Origin of the sequence: Candidatus Pantoea deserta (genome assembly GCF_003813865.1) — a bacterium.
Taxonomy (GTDB): Bacteria; Pseudomonadota; Gammaproteobacteria; order Enterobacterales; family Enterobacteriaceae; genus Pantoea; species Pantoea deserta.
On sequence record NZ_RMVG01000001.1, the window covers coordinates 363175 to 383174 of the forward strand.

General features: G+C 57.2%; 21 protein-coding genes. 9 read left to right on the top strand and 12 right to left on the bottom strand.

Translation table 11 applies throughout. The features are described from left to right. Positions 1-12 precede the first annotated feature (12 nt). The 5 genes from sspB to zapE all read right to left on the bottom strand — a co-directional run bounded on the left by sspB (position 13) and on the right by zapE (position 3661). Positions 13-498 carry a ClpXP protease specificity-enhancing factor gene (gene sspB, locus BBB56_RS01675; RefSeq protein WP_123798200.1) on the bottom strand — a complete coding sequence of 162 codons (486 nt, stop codon included), beginning with the start codon at positions 496-498 and terminating at the stop codon, positions 13-15. Positions 499-501: 3 nt separating this feature from the next. After that, positions 502-1143, bottom strand: a complete 642-nt coding sequence (gene sspA, locus BBB56_RS01680; RefSeq protein ID WP_123798201.1) for a stringent starvation protein SspA — start codon at positions 1141-1143, stop codon at positions 502-504. 325 nt (positions 1144-1468) lie between these two features. Continuing rightward, positions 1469-1861: a 30S ribosomal protein S9 gene (gene rpsI / locus BBB56_RS01685; protein ID WP_031375459.1), complete on the bottom strand. Its 393-nt coding sequence runs from the start codon at positions 1859-1861 to the stop codon at positions 1469-1471. Positions 1862-1876: 15 nt separating this feature from the next. Further along, positions 1877-2305, bottom strand: coding sequence for a 50S ribosomal protein L13 (rplM, locus tag BBB56_RS01690; protein WP_123798202.1), 429 nt, complete (start codon positions 2303-2305; stop codon positions 1877-1879). 228 nt (positions 2306-2533) lie between these two features. Further along, positions 2534-3661, bottom strand: a complete 1128-nt coding sequence (gene zapE, locus BBB56_RS01695) for a cell division protein ZapE (protein ID WP_123798203.1) — start codon at positions 3659-3661, stop codon at positions 2534-2536. 186 nt (positions 3662-3847) lie between these two features. On the opposite strand from zapE, the gene zapG reads away from it, so the two are divergent. The 3 genes from zapG (at position 3848) to degS (ending at position 6881) form a co-directional block, all read left to right on the top strand. Then, positions 3848-4249: a Z-ring associated protein ZapG gene (zapG, locus tag BBB56_RS01700; RefSeq protein WP_123798533.1), complete on the top strand. Its 402-nt coding sequence runs from the start codon at positions 3848-3850 to the stop codon at positions 4247-4249. Between the two features lie 110 nt (positions 4250-4359). Then, positions 4360-5721: a serine endoprotease DegQ gene (gene degQ / locus BBB56_RS01705; protein ID WP_123798204.1), complete on the top strand. Its 1362-nt coding sequence runs from the start codon at positions 4360-4362 to the stop codon at positions 5719-5721. A 92-nt stretch (positions 5722-5813) separates the two neighbouring features. Further along, the gene (degS, locus tag BBB56_RS01710; RefSeq protein WP_123798205.1) at positions 5814-6881 is read left to right on the top strand and encodes an outer membrane-stress sensor serine endopeptidase DegS; all 1068 of its coding nucleotides are present in this window, start codon (positions 5814-5816) and stop codon (positions 6879-6881) included. A 178-nt stretch (positions 6882-7059) separates the two neighbouring features. Here degS and epmA read toward each other — a convergent pair whose 3' ends face one another. After that, positions 7060-8037 (bottom strand): elongation factor P--(R)-beta-lysine ligase, encoded by a 978-nt coding sequence (gene epmA, locus BBB56_RS01715; RefSeq protein ID WP_123798206.1) that lies wholly within the window; start codon positions 8035-8037, stop codon positions 7060-7062. Positions 8038-8171: 134 nt separating this feature from the next. Here epmA and BBB56_RS01720 point away from each other — a divergent pair, with 134 nt between their 5' ends. Next, on the top strand, positions 8172-8696 hold the full coding sequence (locus BBB56_RS01720; protein ID WP_123798207.1) for a lipocalin family protein: 525 nt from the start codon (positions 8172-8174) through the stop codon (positions 8694-8696). A gap of 33 nt (positions 8697-8729) precedes the next feature. Here BBB56_RS01720 and BBB56_RS01725 read toward each other — a convergent pair whose 3' ends face one another. The 3 genes from BBB56_RS01725 to efp all read right to left on the bottom strand — a co-directional run bounded on the left by BBB56_RS01725 (position 8730) and on the right by efp (position 9712). Continuing rightward, positions 8730-8864: an entericidin A/B family lipoprotein gene (locus tag BBB56_RS01725; protein WP_033749247.1), complete on the bottom strand. Its 135-nt coding sequence runs from the start codon at positions 8862-8864 to the stop codon at positions 8730-8732. A 102-nt stretch (positions 8865-8966) separates the two neighbouring features. After that, a complete protein-coding gene (locus BBB56_RS01730; RefSeq protein ID WP_123798208.1) occupies positions 8967-9095 on the bottom strand; it encodes an entericidin A/B family lipoprotein in 129 nt (42 codons plus the stop codon). Between the two features lie 50 nt (positions 9096-9145). Continuing rightward, positions 9146-9712: an elongation factor P gene (gene efp, locus BBB56_RS01735; protein ID WP_123798209.1), complete on the bottom strand. Its 567-nt coding sequence runs from the start codon at positions 9710-9712 to the stop codon at positions 9146-9148. 41 nt (positions 9713-9753) lie between these two features. On the opposite strand from efp, the gene epmB reads away from it, so the two are divergent. From epmB to BBB56_RS01760, 5 genes are all read left to right on the top strand, one after another. After that, complete coding sequence (gene epmB, locus BBB56_RS01740; RefSeq protein WP_123798210.1) at positions 9754-10782, top strand: EF-P beta-lysylation protein EpmB; 1029 nt, start codon at positions 9754-9756, stop codon at positions 10780-10782. Positions 10783-10842: 60 nt separating this feature from the next. Beyond that, positions 10843-11466, top strand: coding sequence for a response regulator transcription factor (locus BBB56_RS01745; protein ID WP_123798211.1), 624 nt, complete (start codon positions 10843-10845; stop codon positions 11464-11466). Next, a complete protein-coding gene (locus BBB56_RS01750) occupies positions 11463-14570 on the top strand; it encodes an ATP-binding protein (RefSeq protein ID WP_123798212.1) in 3108 nt (1035 codons plus the stop codon). The genes BBB56_RS01745 and BBB56_RS01750 overlap by 4 nt, the downstream gene beginning before the upstream one ends. Before the next feature lie 102 nt (positions 14571-14672). After that, complete coding sequence (locus BBB56_RS01755; RefSeq protein WP_158673928.1) at positions 14673-15107, top strand: DUF1090 family protein; 435 nt, start codon at positions 14673-14675, stop codon at positions 15105-15107. Between the two features lie 61 nt (positions 15108-15168). Further along, positions 15169-17274 (top strand): fimbria/pilus outer membrane usher protein, encoded by a 2106-nt coding sequence (locus BBB56_RS01760; protein WP_123798214.1) that lies wholly within the window; start codon positions 15169-15171, stop codon positions 17272-17274. 41 nt (positions 17275-17315) lie between these two features. On the opposite strand, the gene BBB56_RS01765 is transcribed toward BBB56_RS01760, so the two are convergent. The 3 genes from BBB56_RS01765 to BBB56_RS01775 all read right to left on the bottom strand — a co-directional run bounded on the left by BBB56_RS01765 (position 17316) and on the right by BBB56_RS01775 (position 19853). Continuing rightward, positions 17316-17669 (bottom strand): DUF4156 domain-containing protein, encoded by a 354-nt coding sequence (locus BBB56_RS01765; RefSeq protein WP_123798215.1) that lies wholly within the window; start codon positions 17667-17669, stop codon positions 17316-17318. A 195-nt stretch (positions 17670-17864) separates the two neighbouring features. After that, on the bottom strand, positions 17865-19514 hold the full coding sequence (gene groL / locus BBB56_RS01770) for a chaperonin GroEL (RefSeq protein WP_123798216.1): 1650 nt from the start codon (positions 19512-19514) through the stop codon (positions 17865-17867). 45 nt (positions 19515-19559) lie between these two features. After that, entirely contained in the window at positions 19560-19853 is a 294-nt protein-coding gene (locus tag BBB56_RS01775) for a co-chaperone GroES (RefSeq protein WP_123798217.1), read from the bottom strand. Between the last annotated feature and the right edge of the window lie 147 nt (positions 19854-20000).

Consider the following 20000-nt stretch of genomic DNA (forward strand, 5'->3'; position numbering starts at 1 on the left):
TTTTTTTATGTGCTATTTCACGACGCGCAGCGACGGACGATGCCCGCGCGGCGGCGGATCGTCATCCGGCGAGTTGTCCTCTTCGCCGGCGTCGTCAGGACGATCGCCGTCAATCACGGACATAACCGGATCGACCGGCGTCTCTTCCGCGCTCTGCGCGCCCAGCTCATAGGCCGGCTCCGGCTCAAACATCGTGCCTGCGCCATTTTCACGCGCATAGATGGCCAGAATAGCCGCCATCGGCACGGAAACCTGACGCGGCACGCCGCCGAAACGCGCGTTGAAACGCACTTCGTCGTTGCCAAGCTCAAGGTTGCCCACCGCGCGCGGCGCGATGTTCAGGACAATCTGACCATCGCGTGCATACTCCAGCGGCACCTGGACGCCAGGCAGATTAATGTCGACCACCAGATGCGGCGTCAGCTGGTTATCAAGCAGCCAGTCGTAAAACGCACGCAGCAGATAGGGACGACGGGCCGAGAGTTGCGACATTTCCATAGTTTAGCCCCGGGCTTGCAGGCGCATTTCACGTTCCGCTTCCGTCAGCGAAGCGAGGAATGAGTCACGCTCAAATACGCGATTCATATAGCCTTTCAGCTCTTTAGAACCGGAACCGGCAAGGTCGATGCCCATTGACGGCAAACGCCACAGCAGCGGCGCCAGGTAACAGTCTACCAGGCTAAATTCTTCGCTCATAAAGAACGGCGTGCGCGCAAACAGCGGTGCAATCGCCAGCAGCTCTTCGCGCAGCTGCTTACGCGCGGCTTCCGCTTCCTGGCCGCTGCTTTTTTCAATGGTATGCATCAGGCTGTACCAGTCTTGCTCGATGCGGTGCATCATCAGACGGCTTTCGCCGCGCGCAACCGGATAGACCGGCATCAGCGGCGGATGCGGGAAGCGCTCGTCCAGATACTCCATAATGATGCGGGATTCATACAGCGTCAGTTCACGATCTACCAGCGTCGGCACAGTGCGATACGGGTTGAGGTCAATCAGATCCTGCGGCAGGTTATCCATTTCGACCTGCTCGATCTCCACGCTGACGCCCTTTTCAGCCAGTACGATACGTACCTGATGGCTGAAAATGTCAGTGGGACCAGAAAACAGCGTCATTACCGAACGTTTGTTGGCAGCGACAGCCATGAAAACCTCCAAGTTTGTTCACAAAAAGTTACTGCGAATAGCCAACCACACGGCGACTCACCTGCTCAATCGGTCGCTCACAGCCCGCGCTAGCCACGTCTACTGACATCCTGACAGTTGACCGACCTCACACGCTGACTTATGGGCGCAAAGTGACACAGAGTTTACCAGATTTTGGGCAGCTTGTGGGCAGGGATTCAAGATTTGCGGGGAATTTGCGAGCAGCGCAGAGATTTTACGCGCGGATCGGGGGAGAAGCGGGAAAATAAAAAACCCGCCGAAGCGGGTTTTTTGCGCCAGTAGTCGCAGCCGGAGCTGCAAACCATTAACGCTTGGAGAACTGCGGACGACGGCGTGCTTTACGCAGACCGACTTTCTTACGTTCAACCTGACGTGCGTCACGGGTAACAAAGCCCGCTTTACGCAGTTCAGCACGCAGAGATTCGTCGTATTCCATCAGCGCGCGGGTGATACCATGACGGATCGCACCAGCCTGACCAGAAATACCACCACCTTTAACGGTGACGTACAGATCGAATTTACCAACCAGATCCAGCAGCTCAAGCGGCTGACGAACGACCATGCGGGCAGTTTCGCGACCGAAGTACTGCTCCAGAGAACGTTGGTTGATTACGATGTTGCCACTGCCCGGCTTGATAAATACGCGAGCGGTAGAGCTTTTGCGGCGACCAGTGCCGTAGTTTTGAGTTTCAGCCATTGCCTGTAATCCCGATTAAATGTCAAGAACTTGCGGTTGCTGTGCCGCATGGTTGTGCTCGTTGCCCGCGTAAACTTTCAGTTTACGGAACATTGCACGACCCAGCGGGCCCTTCGGCAGCATGCCTTTAACCGCGATTTCAATCACACGCTCAGGACGGCGAGCAATCATCTCTTCAAAGGTCGCCTGTTTGATACCACCGATGTGGCCAGTGTGGTGATAGTAAATCTTGTCAGAACGCTTGTTGCCGGTGACAGCGACTTTGTCAGCGTTCAGAACGATGATGTAATCACCAGTATCAACGTGCGGAGTGTATTCCGCTTTGTGCTTACCACGCAGACGGCGCGCCAGTTCAGTCGCCAGGCGACCCAGGGTTTTGTCCGTTGCGTCAACAACATACCAGTCACGCTGTACGGTTTCTGGTTTAGCTGTAAAAGTTTTCATCGAAAAGCTTACCCAAATTAAGTTACACGTTGGTGAAAACCCAAACGCTTAAGTAAACGGTTGAGGCTCACACGACCATTTTGACCAGCAAGCCCACCCCTTCGGATAGAGTTACCGGAGCACAACGGATTCGGGAAATAAATCCAGTTGCTGTAACGTGGGGTCGCAAGATTATAGAGAAGTCGATTGCAAAAATCGAACCCTATTTGATCTTTTTCTTGCGCGGCCTTACGGCAAATGCGGCAGCCGTAAATACTCCTCGCTCTGCATCTCCTGAAGACGCGACAGACAGCGCTGATACTCGAACTTCAGCCGCGTGCCCTGATAGATTTCAAACAGCGAGGTTTCCGCCGCGACCACCAGCTTAACGTGGCGCTCGTAGAACTCATCCACCAGCGCAAGGAAGCGCCGCGCCTGATCTTCGGTTTTATAAATCATCACCGGCACGTCATAGAGCAGCACGCTATGGAACCGGCGCGACAACTCGATATAGTCATGCTGGCTGCGCCCTTCTCCGCACAGGGTGAGAAAGTCGATCGCCAGCACGCCTTCGCTTACGCCCAGCGTCGGCATCTGCCGATGGTTAATTTCCAGCACCGGCGCATCGTCGCGCGCGCTGCCGGCCAGCGCCTTAAACATGCGCTCCATCTCGGCATGGGTCGCCTCGTTCAGCGGCGCGTTCCACAGATGCGCCGACGTCAGGGTGCGCAGCCGGTAATCGATACCTGCGTCAACGTTCATGATGTCGCAGTGCTGTTTAATTTGCGCAATCGCCGGCAGAAAGCGCGCGCGCTGCAATCCGTTGCGATAGAGTTCATCCGGCGGGATATTCGAGGTGGCGACCAGCGTAATGCCGCGCGCGAACAACGCCTCCATCAGCGTGCCCAGCAGCATCGCGTCGGTAATATCCGAAACGAAAAACTCATCGAAACAGAGAATATCGGTTTCAGCTTTAAAACGGTCGGCGATGGTCAGCAGCGGATCGCTTTGTCCCTGTAGCTGGGTCAGCTCTTCGTGCACGCGCAGCATAAAGCGGTGAAAGTGCAGACGCAGCTTGCGGTTGCCAGGAATAGACTGAAAAAACAAATCCATCACCCAGGTTTTGCCGCGTCCGACGCCGCCCCACATATAGAGGCCGCGCACCGGCGCCTGCGTCTCGTTTTTCTCTTTGCCCATCAGCCGCGACAGGCGGCCAAACAATCCTTTGCCGCTGGCAGGGACATCCGGCTGACGCGAAATCAATGCCTGCTGAACAGCGTCCAGTCGGGTGATCGCTTCACGTTGTACATCATCGGGTTTAAAGTCGCCCTGCGACAGCGCCTGCTCATAGCGCGCAAGCGGAGATGAGGTTTGCATGGTTCTCTCTGAGTCCCTGAAAAGGTCGTATTCACTATTCGGTTGAGGTTCTGTTGACGAAAAAAAGGCCGCTCTACACTAAGGCATGCCGCCTCAGAGTTCCACATCCATTAGATTAACGGGTATAGTGACTACTGTTGAAATGGTGGATGCCCTACAAACAACGGAAATTACATGGGAGTCATTATGACCTGGGAATACGGGCTAATTGGTTTAGTAATTGGCATTATTGTCGGCGCGGTTGCCATGCGTTTCGGTAATAAAAAACTGCGCGAGCAGCGCAGCATGCAGTACGAGCTGGAGAAGACCAAAGCAGAGCTGGCAGACTACCGCGAAGAGCTGACGAATCACTTCGCGCAGAGCGCTGAGCTGCTGGACAACATGGCGCGCGACTATCGCCAGCTTTATCAACATATGGCCAAAGGATCGAACGATCTGCTGCCGAATCTGCCGGGTGAAAAGAACCCCTTTGCCTATCAGCTGACCGAAGCTGAAGCGGATAACGATCAGGCGCCGGTTCAGATGCCGCGCGACTACTCCGAAGGCGCTTCCGGCCTGCTGCGTGGCGAACGCCCTGCGCGCGACTAATCTTATTGGGGCGTAATCCTGTTGCGCCCCGCATTTTTGCGAACCCAGACCCTGAATCAGCTGTCACATACCTTTACTCCCCCACTTTTTGCAGCGAGAGCGTTGTAGCAATGAAAAAACAATTAAGCGCATTAGCCTTGAGTATTGCATTGGGCCTGGCCGCAGCGCCTGCTGCGATGGCGACACTGCCCGCACAGATTCAGGGGCAGCCGTTGCCTAGCCTGGCGCCTATGCTGGAAAAAGTTCTGCCGGCCGTGGTCAGCGTCCATGTTGAAGGCACGGAAACCGCCAGCCAGGCGCAGGATATTCCGGAGCCGTTAAAACGCTTCTTTGGCCAGGGTCCCGGCGGCGAGCAGGCGCAGCCGTTTGAGGGCTTAGGATCAGGCGTTATTATCGACGCCGCCAAAGGCTATATCCTGACCAATAATCACGTCGTCAACGGCGCGGATAAGATCAGCGTGCAGCTTGGCGACGGCAGCGAATACGACGCGAAGCTGATTGGTCATGACGAACAGACCGACATCGCCCTGATTCAGGTCGAGGGCGCCAAAAATCTGACGCAGGTGAAGATTGCCGACTCCGATCAGCTGAAGGTCGGGGATTTCGCCGTCGCTATCGGCAACCCCTTTGGGCTGGGTCAGACCGCGACCTCCGGCATTATCTCCGCGCTGGGCCGCAGCGGCCTGAATCTTGAAGGGCTGGAGAACTTTATCCAGACCGACGCCGCCATCAACCGCGGCAACTCCGGCGGCGCGCTGGTGAACCTCAACGGCGAGCTGATCGGCATCAATACCGCGATTCTGGCCTCCAGCGGCGGCAATATCGGCATCGGCTTCGCCATCCCCAGCGATATGGCGATGAATCTGGCGCAGCAGCTGATTAAGTATGGCGAAGTGAAACGCGGTCAGCTGGGAATTAAAGGCACCGAGATGACGGCGGATATTGCTAAGGCGTTTAACGTTGACGCTCAGCGCGGCGCCTTTGTCTCTGAGGTGCTGCCGCAGTCCGCCGCGCAAAAAGCGGGCATTAAGTCCGGCGACATCATCACCTCGATCAATGACAAGCCCATCACCAGCTTTGCCGAGCTGCGTGTGAAGGTCGGCACCACCGCGCCAGGCGAGAAAGTGAAGCTGGGTCTGCTGCGCGACGGCAAGCCGCTGACGGTAGAGGTGACGCTGGATCAAAGCACGCAGAGCACCGCCAGCGCACAGCTGATGTCACCGGCGCTACAGGGCGCTACGCTCAGCGATGGCGCAACCAAAACGGGCGATAAAGGCGTTAAGATCGACAGCATCGAAAAAGGTACGGCGGCCGAACAGGTTGGCCTGCAAAAAGATGACGTCATCATCGGCGTGAACCGTACGCGCGTCACCAGTCTTGCTGAAATGCGCAAAGTGCTGGAAGGCAAACCGCCAGTGCTGGCGCTGAACGTGGTACGCGGCGACGAGTCTATCTATTTGCTGCTGCGATAATCCTCTCTGCCAGGCGGACAACACAAGCGCGTGTTTGTTCGCCTTTCTCGTGTTATTCTGCCCTGCGATCTCTCCTGGCGTAAGTTAACACCATGTTTCTTAAACTTTTGCGTTCAGTGGTGTTGGGCCTGATCGTCGCGGGCATTTTGCTTGCGGCGCTGCCCGCACTGCGCATGGGCGGCACCAGCGCCCTTCTTAACCGCGACGACAGCGACGATGAAACCCCTTTCAGCTTCAATGCCGGGGTGCGTCGCGCTGTGCCTGCGGTAGTGAATGTCTACAACCGTAGCGCACACGGCGGCAACAACAACCGCGGCATTACCACGCTGGGTTCCGGCGTGATCATGAACGCCAGAGGCTACATCCTTACCAATAAGCACGTTATTAATAACGCCGATCAGATTATCGTTGCGCTACAGGATGGCCGTTTCTTTGAAGCCACACTGGTCGGCTCCGACGCCATGACCGATCTGGCCGTGCTAAAAATCACCGCCTCCAGCCTGCCGGTTATTCCGATTAACGCGCATCGCGTTCCGCATATCGGCGATGTGGTGATGGCCATCGGCAACCCCTATAACCTCGGCCAGACGGTGACCCAGGGGATTATCAGCGCCACCGGCCGCGTCGGTCTCAGCTCTTCGGGTCGCCAGAACTTTCTGCAAACCGACGCCTCCATTAATCAGGGCAACTCCGGCGGCGCGCTGATCAACTCGCTGGGCGAACTGATGGGCATCAATACCCTGACCTTCGATAAGAGCAACGACGGCGAAACGCCGGAGGGCATCGGCTTTGCGATTCCTACCGCGCTGGCCAGCAAGATCATGGATAAGCTGATCCGCGACGGGCGCGTTATCCGCGGCTATATCGGCATTACCGGACGCGAGCTTCCTGCGCTGCATAATCAGGGCAGCGGCATCGATCATGTGCAGGGGATTATCGTCAGCGTCGTAACGCCAGGGGGACCGGCGGAGAAAGCGGGTATTCAGGTGAACGACGTGCTGCTGAGCGTTAACGGCAAACCTGCTGTTTCCGCTCAGGAAACCATGGATCAGGTAGCGGAAATCCGCCCTGGCTCGGTGATTCAGGTTGAGGTGCTGCGCAACGATCGTAAGCTCAGGCTGCCGGTGACGATTCAGGAGTTTCCCGACAGCGGCAGCTGATTCAGAGGGCCGGCCTGCGGCATGGCCCGCTCGCCAGGAGGCAAACGGCGGCATCGCTGTCCGCCCGCCCTGTTCTTCAGGCCCGCTCGCGGGCCGCGCCGTCTAACAAGCCTCCGACGCGGGCTCCTCCTTCTGCGACTTCTCTCTGGCGGCCGTTTCCCCCGCAGCAACCCCTCTTTTAGCTACGATCCACCGGAAACGCGATCACTTCGCTCAGCGAATCGGCCTTCAGCGCCAGCATAATCAGACGATCCACGCCCAGCGCCACGCCGGAGCAGGCAGGCATGCCGTGCGCCAGCGCATCCAGCAGATAAGCATCGACCGGATGTTGCGGCAGTCCGCGCGCCGCGCGCCGTCGGTTATCCTGCTCGAAACGCTGACGCTGCTCGCGGCTGTCGGTCAGCTCGCGGAAGCCGTTCGCCAGCTCTACGCCTTTGTAATAGACCTCGAAACGCTCCGCGACGCGATGGTCTTCGGTGCTGATCTCAGCCAGCGCCGCCTGGCTGGCGGGGAAGTGGTAGACAAAGGCCGGCTTATCGATGCCGATCTTCGGCTCTACGCCCAGCATAAACAGCAGCATCAGCAGGGTATCGCGATCCTCTTCACGGTTCGCCAGCTCGCCCTCGCCCAGCTTCTCTGCCGCCTCACGCAGCTGCGCCTTATCCGCTGACAGCGGATCGAGATCCAGATAGCGAATAAATGCCTGCTGATAAGAGAGGGATTCTGCGCTGTCGCACTCCAGCACCTGCTGCAACAGATCGTCCACCTCATTCATCAGGCGGTACATATCATAGTGGGGGCGATACCACTCAAGCATGGTAAATTCGGGATTATGGTGCCGACCGGCTTCTTCGTTACGGAAACAGCGCCCCATTTGATAAATCGGTCCGCTGCCCGCCGCCAGCAGGCGTTTCATATGATATTCCGGGCTGGTCATCAGCCAGAGGTCGCGCCCCTGCGTGGCGCCGGGACCCACAAAACGCGTCTGGAAAGGGACCAGATGAATATCGGTAACCGTTGCCTGGCTCATGGCCGGCGTATCCACTTCCAGCACGCCGCGATCGGCAAAGAAACGTCGAATTTCCGCGAGGATAGCGGCACGTTTCAACAAATTGGCAATGGGTGCGCTCGGCTGCCAGCTTGCCGTTTCGCTCATGGTGATGACTCCTTATACAAATAAGGGGTGGAAGTCTACCTGCATTGCCATCGGCAGACAATCTGCCGCCCGAATCCAGGGAAAAATCGCAGCGACAACTATACTTAATCTGCTCAATTAACAAGGAATCGCTTATGTCCCCATGGAAAACCTTTATTGCAGGGCTAGGCTCTGTGCTGTCAGTAGCCTGCTCTACTACGCCCCCAAAAAACGTTACCGTTGTCGAAGGGTTCGACAGCCAGCGCTATCTTGGCACCTGGTATGAAATCGCCCGCCTCGATCACCGCTTTGAGCGCGGACTGGAACAGGTCACAGCCACCTACACACCGCGCGAAGACGGCGGCCTGAAAGTGGTCAATCGTGGTTATAAACCGCAGAAGCAGAAATGGCAGGAGAGCGTCGGCAAAGCGTACTTTACTGGCGATCCGCAGCGCGCCGCGCTCAAGGTCTCCTTCTTCGGTCCGTTCTACGGCGGGTACAATGTGATCGCGCTGGATAACGACTATCGCTATGCGCTGGTGTGCGGGCCAAACCGCCATTATCTGTGGATACTGTCGCGCACGCCGCAGCTGGATGAAGGCGTGAAGCAGAGGCTGGTCGAGCAGGCGCGGCAGGCCGGTTTCCCGGTGCAGGATCTAATCTGGGTGAAACAGAAATAACCGGTACGACAGCATCGTACCGGTCTGGAGAGCTTACTGCGCAGTTCGTTGAATAGCCTGACCGCCCGCTTCTACGTCCTCGCCGACACCACGCGTGGTGTTACAGGCAGACAGCAGAGAAGAGAGCACCAGCACTGAAAAAATGGCAACAATACTTTTCTTTAACATGGTAATGTCCTTTTTGTGGTTGCAGTCAAGTACAGCGCTTTAAGCATAGACTGCTTATGGCTGAACGTACTGATACGCACAGAAAAAGGTTGTCAAACGGGACTATTTTGCCGCACGCGAAATGGCGCTGCCGAGGTGGGAAACATCTTCGCCAAAACCGTGAAAAGTATTACAGGCGCTGAGTGCGCAGCAGGCCAGCAGCACCAGAGTGAAAAACGTGGGATTTTTCATTCTTCGTCACTCACAAAAGAAAAGGCGCATCTCAGGATGCGCCTTCGCACTTATTTAACGCGTGATACGTATTCGCCAGAGCGGGTGTCTACTTTAACCACCTCGCCAATCTGTACGAACAGCGGCACTTTAACCACTGCGCCTGTCGCCAGGGTAGCCGGTTTGCCGCCGGTGCCTGCGGTGTCGCCTTTCAGACCCGGATCGGTTTCAATCACTTCGGATTCGATAAAGTTAGGCGCCTGCACGGCGATCGCTTTGTTGTTCCACAGGGTGACGATACACTCTGCATTGTCCTGAAGCCACTTCTGCACGTCTTCCAGCACTTTCGACTCAACCTGATACTGTTCGAAAGTTTCCGGGTGCATAAAGTAGTAGAAGTCGCCGTCGTTGTAAGAGTATTGCAGCGTCATATCGACAACATCCGCGCCTTCCGCTGAGTCGGTAGACTTGAAGGTTTTCTCAACGCGAGTACCGGTCAGCAGACGACGCATTTTAACGCGGGCGAATGCCTGGCCTTTACCCGGCTTAACGAACTCACTGGACTCGATGGCATACGGCTCGCCTTCGAACATGATTTTAAGACCGGAACGAAAATCGTTGCTAAGATAAGTCGCCATAAAGGCCCTCTGTAAATATTGAACTGGTAATAGCCAAAAAAATGGCACACATTGTAACCCTAAAAACCCCTTCCAGAGAAGATTGGTTGCAGCAACTTGCTGATGTTGTCACCGAACCCGATGAATTGCTGCAACTTTTAGGCCTTGATCAGCATACTGAACTGGCGTCTGGCAGCGATGCGCGGCGTCTGTTCGCGCTGCGCGTGCCGCGCGCCTTTATCGCCCGCATGAAGCCGGGCGATGCGCAGGACCCTTTACTGCTCCAGGTGCTTACCCAGCGCCAGGAGTTTATCCAGGCGCCAGGCTACAGCACCGATCCGCTCGACGAGCAGAGCAGCGTCGTGCCGGGCTTATTGCATAAATACAGAAACCGCGCGCTGCTGCTGGTCAAGGGCGGCTGCGCGGTCAACTGCCGCTACTGCTTCCGCCGCCATTTCCCCTATCAGGATAATCAGGGCAACAAGCGCAACTGGCAGACGGCAATTGACTATATTGCCGCCCATCCTGAGCTGGATGAGATTATCTTTTCCGGCGGCGATCCGCTGATGGCGAAGGATCATGAACTGGCGTGGCTAATTGACGCGCTGGCGCAGATCCCGCACCTGAAGCGCCTGCGCATTCACAGCCGCCTGCCAGTGGTGATCCCGGCGCGCATTACCGACGAGCTGTGCCGGCTGCTGGCCGACACGCGTTTGCAGGTATTGATGGTGACGCATATCAACCACGCGCAGGAAATCGACGCGGCGCTGGCGCAGGCGATGCAGCGCCTGCGGCGCGCTGACGTAACGCTGCTGAACCAGAGCGTGCTGCTGCGCGGCGTTAACGATGACGCCGGCACGCTGGCCGATCTCAGTAACGCGCTGTTCGACGCGGGGATTCTGCCCTACTACCTGCATGTGCTGGATAAGGTGCAGGGAGCCGCGCACTTCTTTGTCTCCGATGAAAAAGCGCGCGCGCTGGTACGTGAACTACTGAGTCGGGTTTCGGGCTATATGGTGCCGAAGCTGGCGCGCGAAATTGGCGGAGAGCCAAGTAAGACGCCGCTCGATCTACAGCTGCGCCAGGAATAGTATTTCAGACAGCGGACGGGAGTCCGCTGTTTACAGGCGCTCAATGACAAGGATGTATGTATGCCTAAGATACTGGTGGTTGATGACCATCCAGCCATCTGCTTCGCTGCAAAAGCAGTGCTGGAAAAAGAAGACGATTTTGAGGTAATGACCTCCCACGGCGGCCAGCTACTACAACAAATACGCCAGCATGCGCCGCAGCTGCTTATCCTCGATATTGCCCTCAATAATGAAGATGGCCTGCTGCTGCTCCCGCGTATCCGCCAGCACCACCCTGAATGTAAAATCCTGATCCACAGCGGCTTAGCGATTCACCTCTATGCCGAACGGGCATTACGCGCAGGCGCCGATGGTTTTGTGAGCAAACAAACCTCGTTAAGCGAGCTGCTTCCCGCCTGCTATTTAATTCTTAACGGCTACGTGGTTTTTCCCGCTCAGGGGTTCACGCTGCCGCCCGCCGACAAGCCCTGCGACCGACAGACGCTTCTCGCCAGGCTGTCTGACCGCGAGCTGGTGGTTTTACGCCTGTTACAGGAGGGAAAAACCAATAAAGCCATCGCGGAACAGCTGGCGCTGAGCCATAAAACGGTCAGTACCTACAAGACGCGCATCCTGGAAAAAAGCGCCGCGCCCTCGCTGGAGCAGCTGCTGCTGTGGCTGCAAGAGAGCGCGCAGGCGGAATGAGACTCCTGGTATGGCTTATGCTGCTGTGGTGCGCCGCATCGCAGGCAGCGGAGAAGCGCGAGCTGCTGGCTCACACGCAGCTGTCGCTCAACAATCTCGGTCTGAGTCAGCAGGAATGGCACTGGCTCAATAGTAAAAAAACGTTGCGGTATGCGGCGTGGCAGCCGATTAAGCCGCCTTTTGAACTGATGCCTGGCCGCCAGGACTATAGCGGCATCGTTGCCGATTACCTGGGCATTATCGCCGCCAGCCTGCATATTCCCGTAACGATAACGCTTTACGCCAGTCGGGAAGAGGCGTTACAGGCGCTGAAACTGGGTACGGCGGATGTTATCGCCTTTGCCCAACCCGCCCGGCCCTTTTCCGGTCTGGCGCTCAGCCGTCCCTGGACATCATCCCAGTCGGTGGTGGTAAGCAGACACGAGCAGCGCCAGCAGGCCAACAGCCCGCTACAGGTCGGGGTCGATGAGGATGATGTTTGCCTTGAGGAGGAAAGAAAACAGTTTCCCGCCGCCCGGTTTATTTCCTTTAAATATGTGCGCCAGGCGCTGGAAGCGCTGACGTTTGGCGACATCGACTTCTATCTCGGCAGCCTCATCCCGACGCAATATGTGATTAACCTGGAAAACCTCCAGGAACTGGACGTGCAGGTTCGCGACGACAATCCGCCTGCCCGCGCATTCTCTTTCGCCGCCGCGCAGGAACAGCGCAACTGGGTGGTGATTATCGATAAGCTGATGGCGCGTATCCCGCAAGCCGCGCACGCAGATATCCAGCGACGCTGGAGCAACAGCGTCACTCGTCGCAACGAGGCGCCTGCGCCGCTGAGTTCGCTGGAGAGCAAATGGCTTAGTCAGCATCCGCAGGTGAGCGTTGTCGTTCCTGAGAATAATTTTCCGCTGAGCTACGTTGATGCGCGCGGCCAGCTCCAGGGGATTGTCGCCGATTTACTGACTCTGATGCAGCAGCGTATCGGCATTGAATTTATTATTCACCGCACGCCCTATCAGGCTGACGCGCTGGATCGGGTTATGCGCGGCGACAGCCAGCTAATGGCCTCAACGTCGTTTTACAGCGCGCAGCAGCATGACCTTCTTACCTCTCGCATCCTTTTATATTCTTCGCGCGTCCAGGTGGTGCGCCTTGATGCGCAACCTCATGAGACGCCCCGGCGTCTGGCTTTTCTGTATGGCGAGCAGTCTGAAGAGACGCTGCGTCAGTACTATCCCACCAGCCAACTGACCGGGGTGCGCAGCTGGCGACAGGGGCTGGATAAAATCGTAAAGGGTGAAGCGGATGCCATGGTCATGCCGCTGATTATCGCCGGGCCGCTGATCGCTGCCCATTACCCTCAGCAGCTCAGGCTGGCGAAAGGCCAGTGGCCGGGTCCGCTGCGCATTGTGCTGGCGACCTCCAGGAACGACTACACGCTGGCCAGCATCCTGGACAAAACGCTGATGAGCCTGCCGCCTGAAGAGGTCAATGCCATTATCAGCAAACGCCGGGAGCCGCCGGTCGCGGTACCCCCCGCGCTGCTTCCTCCTACTGTTCCGGTCTGGCTGCCGCTGCTCACGATGCTGCCCTGTCTTGTCGTTATTGGCTGGCTGCTCTGGCTCGGACGGCGGCGGCAAAAAGCAGTGCGGCTGGCGGAGCGCCGCATACAGCAGCAAAGTACCTTTTTAACCGTCCTGAGTCATGAGATGCGTAATTCCGTCAGCGCCGTTAACGGCATGCTGGAGCTGCTGCGCCAGCAGCCGCCGGGTGAAGCTGTCGATCAGGCGACGCTGCACGTGGCGCACGACGCGGCGGGGTCCTTACTTAGTCTGACCAGCGAAATGCTCGACTTTGCCCGTCTGGAGGCAAACCGGCTGATTTTGCGCCCTGAGGCCGTATCGCTGCGCGCGCTGCTGGAGTCGGTCGCCGCGGTTTATGAGGGGGTTGCACGGCAAAAACACCTGCGCCTGCTGCTGGCGATCGATACCACGCTGAACCGCAAGATCCTGGTCGATCCGCTGCGCCTGCGTCAGATCCTGGAAAATTTGCTGAGTAACGCCGTGAAGTTTACCTCCAGCGGCGACATCAGGATGGAGGCGCTGTGCGACATCCTGCCGGACAACCATCTTCAGCTGACGGTTCGCATCGAAGACAGCGGTGCCGGCATTGACAGCGTCACCTGCCAGCGTCTGTTTCATCCCTTTACCCAGGGGGAGAATGGCGAAGAGAGGCAGGGAAGCGGAATGGGACTCTATATTTCTCGCTCGCTGGCGCGCATGATGGGCGGGGACATCCTGTTACAAAGCCAGCCCGGAAAGGGTTCTGTGTTCAGCCTGACCCTGCAACTGGCTGTTTTAGAAGAGCCTGACTACGTCGCGCCCGCCCCGGCAGCGCCCGATCGGCCGGAAAAGAATTCGCCAGACGGCCTGCGCATTCTGGTCATTGATGACCATCCGGCGAACCGTTTTTTACTGCTGCGGCAACTGGCGTGCCTGGGCCATCAGGCAATAGAGTGTGAAAATGCGGCTCTGGCCGGCGAACGGGTTAAACAGTATCGTCCCCAGCTGGTGATAACCGATCGCTGTATGCCGCAGCAAAACGGGTTTGATCTGACACGTAGTCTGAAAAAGCGCTGGCCAGATCTGATCGTCTGGGGGCTCTCTGCGGACTGGGACGACACGACGCTTGACGCGGCGGCCCAGGCTGGCATGACGGCCTGTTTATCCAGACCCTTAACGCTGCCTGTGCTGCAACAGCATCTGTCCCGACTGGACCAGCCCGTCCCCACGCTCTGGTCCCCTTCCGCCCTGCCCCCGGCGCTGCTTACGGGCGATAAACTCAGCCAGTTTCTTCTGATGCAGATTGAGGCGCTGGATGAGGCGCTAAGTCATATCGCCAGCTGGCGGCAGAGCGGTCAGCCTGCCCTGTCAGCCACGCTGCATCGCCTGTATGGCGGCATGGTGATACTGGGCGCCACGCGCTTAGCCGCGCTCTGCCAGCGTCGCTATCAGCAGCCTGACGAGCTTGACGAGCTGATCGAGGTCGCGAAAGCGTTACGCCAGGAGTTAATCGGGACTACAAAAAATGGCGACGGTCTGACAGCAAAATGAGGCAGCTCGTACATTGAGCCGCCTCGCCCTGCCTCCTATTATCTCGCTCACCAGAGGACGCCAGGGTGGCCCTCGGAGAGATCACTAATCAGGAGCATGACCATGAAAAAATCAACCGCGATAGCGCTCACTCTTATGACGGCGCTGGGCGCCGCGAGCGCAGCACAGGCATCCGTTTCATATTGTACGACCGTTGGCACCGCCAAACTGAACAAAGAGATCAGTCTGGCGACCAAATATGGCAACACCGCCAAAGCCGCTGCGCTGGAAGAAGCGCTGGCAAACATTGAAACCTCTTGCGCCGCGAAAGAAATGCAGGAAGCGCAGAAAAAAGTGATCAAACTGGAGAAAAAACTGACCCAGGCCCAAAACGAGTTAACTTCCGCTCAGGCGGAGTTGCAGAAGGCGCAGGTTGTAGGCAAAAACTCTAAGATCTTAAAATATCAAAACAAGATTGCTGAAAAACAGGCAAAAGTCGAGATCGTTACGGCTGAACTTGAGCAGGCTCGCGCAACGCTTGCCGCGCTGACCAGCTAATTCCCGCACTCGTTCTGACAAAACGGAAGCGCCAGCTTCCGTTTTTTTATCAGTCATAAGCATGGCGCACCTCTTCTTGCTGCTGTTTCTGCTTTCGTGCAGCTCGCTTGCCTGCGCTGAAGAGAAAACAGCGCTCTACGTTAACCAGACATACAAAGGTCAGGTCGCGCTTAAACAGGTGCAGCAGCGCCCCTGTCTGACCTATGAACTCCTTGAAGAGTGGGGGGTAATGTCGGCGGTAGCCGCTCAGCCCGTCTGGACAGCGCAGGGCTGCCTTGATCCCCATGCCTCGCCGCTGGCCGGGCAAGTCTTCCGCTATCGGCCTGAACTTCATATGCTGATCCTGACGCTGCCAAAAGCCTGGTTTACGCCGCAGTCCGGCGGCGTCATGACCAGCCGCTGGGATGACGGCATTAATGCCCTCTTTACCAGCTATAGCCTGAACGTCGAGCGTCAGCGTGCGCTGAGCGAGTGGGATGAAGGCGAAAGAAGCTTGATGCTGGACTTCAGCAGCGGCCTTAATGTCGGTCCCTGGCGGCTGCGCTACCAAAACAACGTCTGGCGCGAACCGGACGATCACGGCTCATATACGCGCTCGATCGCGCTGTGGCGCAGCATCACCCCGCTGCGCGCCCGCTTTACCGTCGGCGACACCACCTCCTCTGATGCGCTATTCGCCTCGCTCCCTTTACGCGGCGTATCGCTGGTCAGCGACGAAAATATGTATCCCAACAGCTGGCGACGTCAGGCGCCCTGGATAACCGGCTATGCGCGTTCGGCCGCCACCGTGACCCTCTATCAGGGCGGTATGCAAATCTATCGCACGCAGGTTGCGCCCGGTCCCTTTACGATTTACGACTATCTCCCTACTACCAGCAGCACCAGTTCAACCATCACCATGCAGATTGAGGAGAGCGACGGCACTGAACACACGCGCTTGCTTCCCTGGGTTTCCCTGCCAAACCTTGTCCATAAGGGCATAGTGAAATACGAGGCGCTGGCGGGACACTATCGCCCTCTTTACCGCAGCACGCTGCCGCAACCCGCCTTCTGGCAAGGCACGCTTTCCGCGGGCCTGACCCAGGATATTACGCTGTCAGGCGGCGCTCAGTCCTCTGCTGGCTATTACAGCGTAGTGGCTGGCGCAGGCGTGAATGTGCGGGCGGACACCACGCTATCGCTCGACGTGACGCGCGCCGTTGATAGCGGAAAAAACACCGCGGGCAGCGGCTCAATCTGGCGCCTGCGCTATGCGAAGGCGTTTTTTGCTGACAGCGTCAGCCTGAATGGTCTGGCCGCTTATTATCCAGCCGGTGGGCATTACCATACGCTGGGTGAAAAAATCAGCCAGACCAGCTATGCCAGCGCCAGCCTGGATAACCGGCGCTGGCGCGCCGGGCTGAATCTCAGCCGCAACTTCTCAGAAGATGCCTCACTGACGCTCGGCTGGACGCAGCAGTCAGGACGCGCGCCGGGCAGTCATACCCGCAGCGCCACGCTGGATTTCAACACCCTCTGGCAGGACGTAGATATTAGCTTCAGTTTCAGCCATAACCGCTACGGCCACGCGTTAGCCGAAAACTACCTGGAGCTGAGCTTAAGCCTGCCCCTCACGTTCGGCGCAAATTACCTGACGGCCAGCCATGTGACGCAACTGGAGCGGGCAGGCGCCGTCACCCAGGGCGTGGAGCTGGACGGGACGGCCTTTAAAGACTTTAGCCTGCGATACGGTATGGGCGTCTATGCGACGCGGAAAGGCAATGAACGTCTGACCGGTAATGTAGGGTACAGATACAACGCCGGAGAGGCGAGTTTCAGCGTTGAAAATGGCAGCAGACAACGCGCGCTTCACGGCGCGTTAAGCGGTAGTCTGGTATGGCATGACAAGGGCATTACGGCCGGGCAGACGCTGGGCGAAACAATGGCGTTAGTCAGCATGCCGCCGGGGGCGCACGCGGGCGTCTATAACCAGTTCGGCAGCACCAGCGATGAGCAGGGCTACCTGCTGGTCAGTTACCTGACGCCGTGGCGTCTCAATACGCTTTCTCTGGATAAATCAAATATGGACGAGGAGATGGCGTTTGAAGTCAGCAGGCTGGAGGTGGTGCCGACGCTGGGCGCGATCGTTCGCGCTGACTTTATGCCATCAGCGCCCAGCGTGAAGTAGAGATAAAAGGTGGCACCGGCGAAACGGGTGCCATCGCAACGCTACTTAGCAGGACACTTATAGACCTGACCGGTCATTTTGCTGTCCAGCGGCGCAAATGCGGACCACAGATTTTGCGTTGGACTGGTCGCGCCGTAAATCACGTTTCCGCCCATTTCCGCCGCGCGGTTGCGCAGATCGTTGGCCGCGCCGCGCAGTGAACTGCCTTCGCCGCCGGAGCCGCTGAGCCAGTTGCTCTGAGAGCCGGTGACGTTACCCAGAAGCTGACAGTCGCTGCCCGGCTGCTGATCGGTAAAAGTAACTCGTTCGCCGCCAGCGCTCAGCTGGTGAGAGCTGCTGCACCCTGCCAGCAGTAAGGTACCGACCGCCAGTCCAAGCAAGAGGTTAATCCGCATTGTAATCCCCATTTATTATCATCAGTATTGGGCGGCAGCGTAGCAGAAAAAAGCGGTTTTTTTCTGAACATTCATTGCCCTGAGCCCACAAAGCCGAAGGTTTGCGCCCTTACTTATACCCTTTTCATCCGTAAAAGAAAAACCCCCGACCGTTTCCGATCGGGGGTTTTTCAGCGCGCAAAAGCGTCAGGGCAATTACATCATGCCGCCCATACCGCCCATGCCGCCCATGCCGCCAGCGCCAGCACCTAAATCAGGCGCGTCGCCTTTCGGCAGGTCGGTCACCATACATTCGGTGGTGATCATCAGACCGGCAACAGAAGCCGCGTACTGCAATGCAGAACGGGTCACTTTGGTCGGGTCCAGGATACCGAAGTCGATCATGTTGCCGTACTCTTCGGTCTGCGCGTTGTAACCGTAGTTGCCGTCGCCGTTTTTCACGTTGTTCGCAACAACAGACGGCTCTTCGCCGGCGTTGGAAACGATCTGACGCAGCGGGGCTTCCATTGCGCGCAGCGCAACTTTGATACCCACGTTCTGGTCTTCGTTCTGGCCAGTCAGTTCGGTCAGCTGTGCCGCTACGCGCACCAGCGCGACGCCGCCGCCAGCCACCACGCCTTCTTCTACCGCAGCACGGGTTGCGTGCAGGGCGTCTTCAACGCGTGCTTTCTTCTCTTTCATTTCAACTTCGGTGGCTGCGCCCACTTTCAGCACGGCAACGCCGCCTGCCAGTTTCGCTACGCGCTCCTGAAGTTTTTCTTTGTCGTAGTCAGAGGTCGCTTCTTCGATCTGCTGACGAATCTGCGTTACGCGGCCAGAAATGGCAGACTCTTCGCCCACGCCATCGATGATGGTGGTGGTGTCTTTGTTGATGACAACGCGTTTCGCCTGGCCCAGATCTTCCAGCGCCGCTTTTTCCAGCTCCATACCGATCTCTTCAGAGATGACGGTGCCGCCGGTCAGGATAGCAATATCCTGCAACATCGCTTTACGGCGGTCGCCGAAGCCCGGCGCTTTCACCGCAGCCACTTTCACGATGCCGCGCATGGTGTTAACCACCAGGGTAGCCAGCGCTTCGCCTTCCACGTCTTCAGCGACGATCAGCAGCGGTTTGCCTGCTTTGGCAACGGCTTCCAGCACCGGCAGCATTTCGCGGATGTTGGAGATTTTTTTGTCAGCCAGCAGGATGAACGGCGATTCCAGCTCTACTGCGCCGGTTTCCGGCTTGTTGATGAAGTACGGAGACAGGTAGCCGCGGTCGAACTGCATACCTTCAACGACGTCCAGCTCGTCCTGAAGACCGGTGCCTTCTTCAACGGTGATTACGCCTTCTTTACCCACTTTTTCCATCGCCTGAGCGATCAGGGTGCCGACGCTTTCATCGGAGTTAGCGGAGATAGTACCGACCTGAGCGATAGCTTTAGAGTCAGAGCACGGAACGGACAGCGCTTTCAGCTGCTCAACAGCGGCGATAACCGCTTTGTCGATGCCGCGCTTCAGATCCATCGGGTTCATGCCAGCCGCGACTGCTTTCAGACCTTCGTTAACGATAGCCTGCGCCAGTACGGTTGCCGTGGTGGTGCCGTCGCCTGCCGCATCGTTCGCTTTAGAGGCAACTTCTTTCACCATCTGCGCGCCCATGTTTTCGAACTTGTCTTCCAGCTCGATTTCACGCGCAACAGACACGCCATCTTTCGTGATGGTCGGTGCACCAAAAGATTTATCCAGAACAACATTACGGCCTTTCGGGCCCAGGGTAACTTTTACTGCATCTGCCAGTACGTTCACGCCGCGCAGCATTTTTACGCGAGCGTCATTACCGAATTTTACGTCTTTAGCTGCCATTTCAATTGTCCCTTAAATTCGTTTCGTTCAGTGAATTTCGCGTAATTACGCTTCAACAATCGCCAGAATGTCGCTTTCAGAGATGATCAGCACTTCTTCGTTGTCGATCTTTTCGGTTTTTGCGCCGTAACCTTCGTTAAAGATCACCAGGTCGCCAACTTTAACGTCCAGCGGCTTAACCTCACCGTTTTCCAGGATGCGGCCATTACCCACCGCCAGCACTTCGCCACGGGTCGATTTGCCAGCTGCCGAGCCGGTCAGAACGATGCCGCCAGCAGATTTAGCTTCAACTTCTTTACGCTTGACGATAACGCGATCGTGCAACGGACGAATTTTCATTAGATAGCTCTCCTTTGAGAAGTCCAATCATTCATTTTTGGGTTGAACGCCGGACAGCCTGGCTTCCGGCCTCGTGGAGCAAGAGATAGGGTCGGATAAAAAGGCTTTCAAGGCCCTGAAAGCAAATTTTTTACCTGGCTATGACAA

Bases quoted from the DNA above. Each gene is read 5' to 3' on its own strand.
- sspB (WP_123798200.1), bottom strand. From the start codon at position 498: ATGGAAATGTCGCAACTCTCGGCCCGTCGTCCCTATCTGCTGCGTGCG.
- sspA (WP_123798201.1), bottom strand. From the start codon at position 1,143: ATGGCTGTCGCTGCCAACAAACGTTCGGTAATGACGCTGTTTTCTGGT.
- rpsI (WP_031375459.1), bottom strand. From the start codon at position 1,861: ATGGCTGAAACTCAAAACTACGGCACTGGTCGCCGCAAAAGCTCTACC.
- rplM (WP_123798202.1), bottom strand. From the start codon at position 2,305: ATGAAAACTTTTACAGCTAAACCAGAAACCGTACAGCGTGACTGGTAT.
- zapE (WP_123798203.1), bottom strand. From the start codon at position 3,661: ATGCAAACCTCATCTCCGCTTGCGCGCTATGAGCAGGCGCTGTCGCAG.
- zapG (WP_123798533.1), top strand. From the start codon at position 3,848: ATGACCTGGGAATACGGGCTAATTGGTTTAGTAATTGGCATTATTGTC.
- degQ (WP_123798204.1), top strand. From the start codon at position 4,360: ATGAAAAAACAATTAAGCGCATTAGCCTTGAGTATTGCATTGGGCCTG.
- degS (WP_123798205.1), top strand. From the start codon at position 5,814: ATGTTTCTTAAACTTTTGCGTTCAGTGGTGTTGGGCCTGATCGTCGCG.
- epmA (WP_123798206.1), bottom strand. From the start codon at position 8,037: ATGAGCGAAACGGCAAGCTGGCAGCCGAGCGCACCCATTGCCAATTTG.
- BBB56_RS01720 (WP_123798207.1), top strand. From the start codon at position 8,172: ATGTCCCCATGGAAAACCTTTATTGCAGGGCTAGGCTCTGTGCTGTCA.
- BBB56_RS01725 (WP_033749247.1), bottom strand. From the start codon at position 8,864: ATGTTAAAGAAAAGTATTGTTGCCATTTTTTCAGTGCTGGTGCTCTCT.
- BBB56_RS01730 (WP_123798208.1), bottom strand. From the start codon at position 9,095: ATGAAAAATCCCACGTTTTTCACTCTGGTGCTGCTGGCCTGCTGCGCA.
- efp (WP_123798209.1), bottom strand. From the start codon at position 9,712: ATGGCGACTTATCTTAGCAACGATTTTCGTTCCGGTCTTAAAATCATG.
- epmB (WP_123798210.1), top strand. From the start codon at position 9,754: ATGGCACACATTGTAACCCTAAAAACCCCTTCCAGAGAAGATTGGTTG.
- BBB56_RS01745 (WP_123798211.1), top strand. From the start codon at position 10,843: ATGCCTAAGATACTGGTGGTTGATGACCATCCAGCCATCTGCTTCGCT.
- BBB56_RS01750 (WP_123798212.1), top strand. From the start codon at position 11,463: ATGAGACTCCTGGTATGGCTTATGCTGCTGTGGTGCGCCGCATCGCAG.
- BBB56_RS01755 (WP_158673928.1), top strand. From the start codon at position 14,673: ATGAAAAAATCAACCGCGATAGCGCTCACTCTTATGACGGCGCTGGGC.
- BBB56_RS01760 (WP_123798214.1), top strand. From the start codon at position 15,169: ATGGCGCACCTCTTCTTGCTGCTGTTTCTGCTTTCGTGCAGCTCGCTT.
- BBB56_RS01765 (WP_123798215.1), bottom strand. From the start codon at position 17,669: ATGCGGATTAACCTCTTGCTTGGACTGGCGGTCGGTACCTTACTGCTG.
- groL (WP_123798216.1), bottom strand. From the start codon at position 19,514: ATGGCAGCTAAAGACGTAAAATTCGGTAATGACGCTCGCGTAAAAATG.
- BBB56_RS01775 (WP_123798217.1), bottom strand. From the start codon at position 19,853: ATGAAAATTCGTCCGTTGCACGATCGCGTTATCGTCAAGCGTAAAGAA.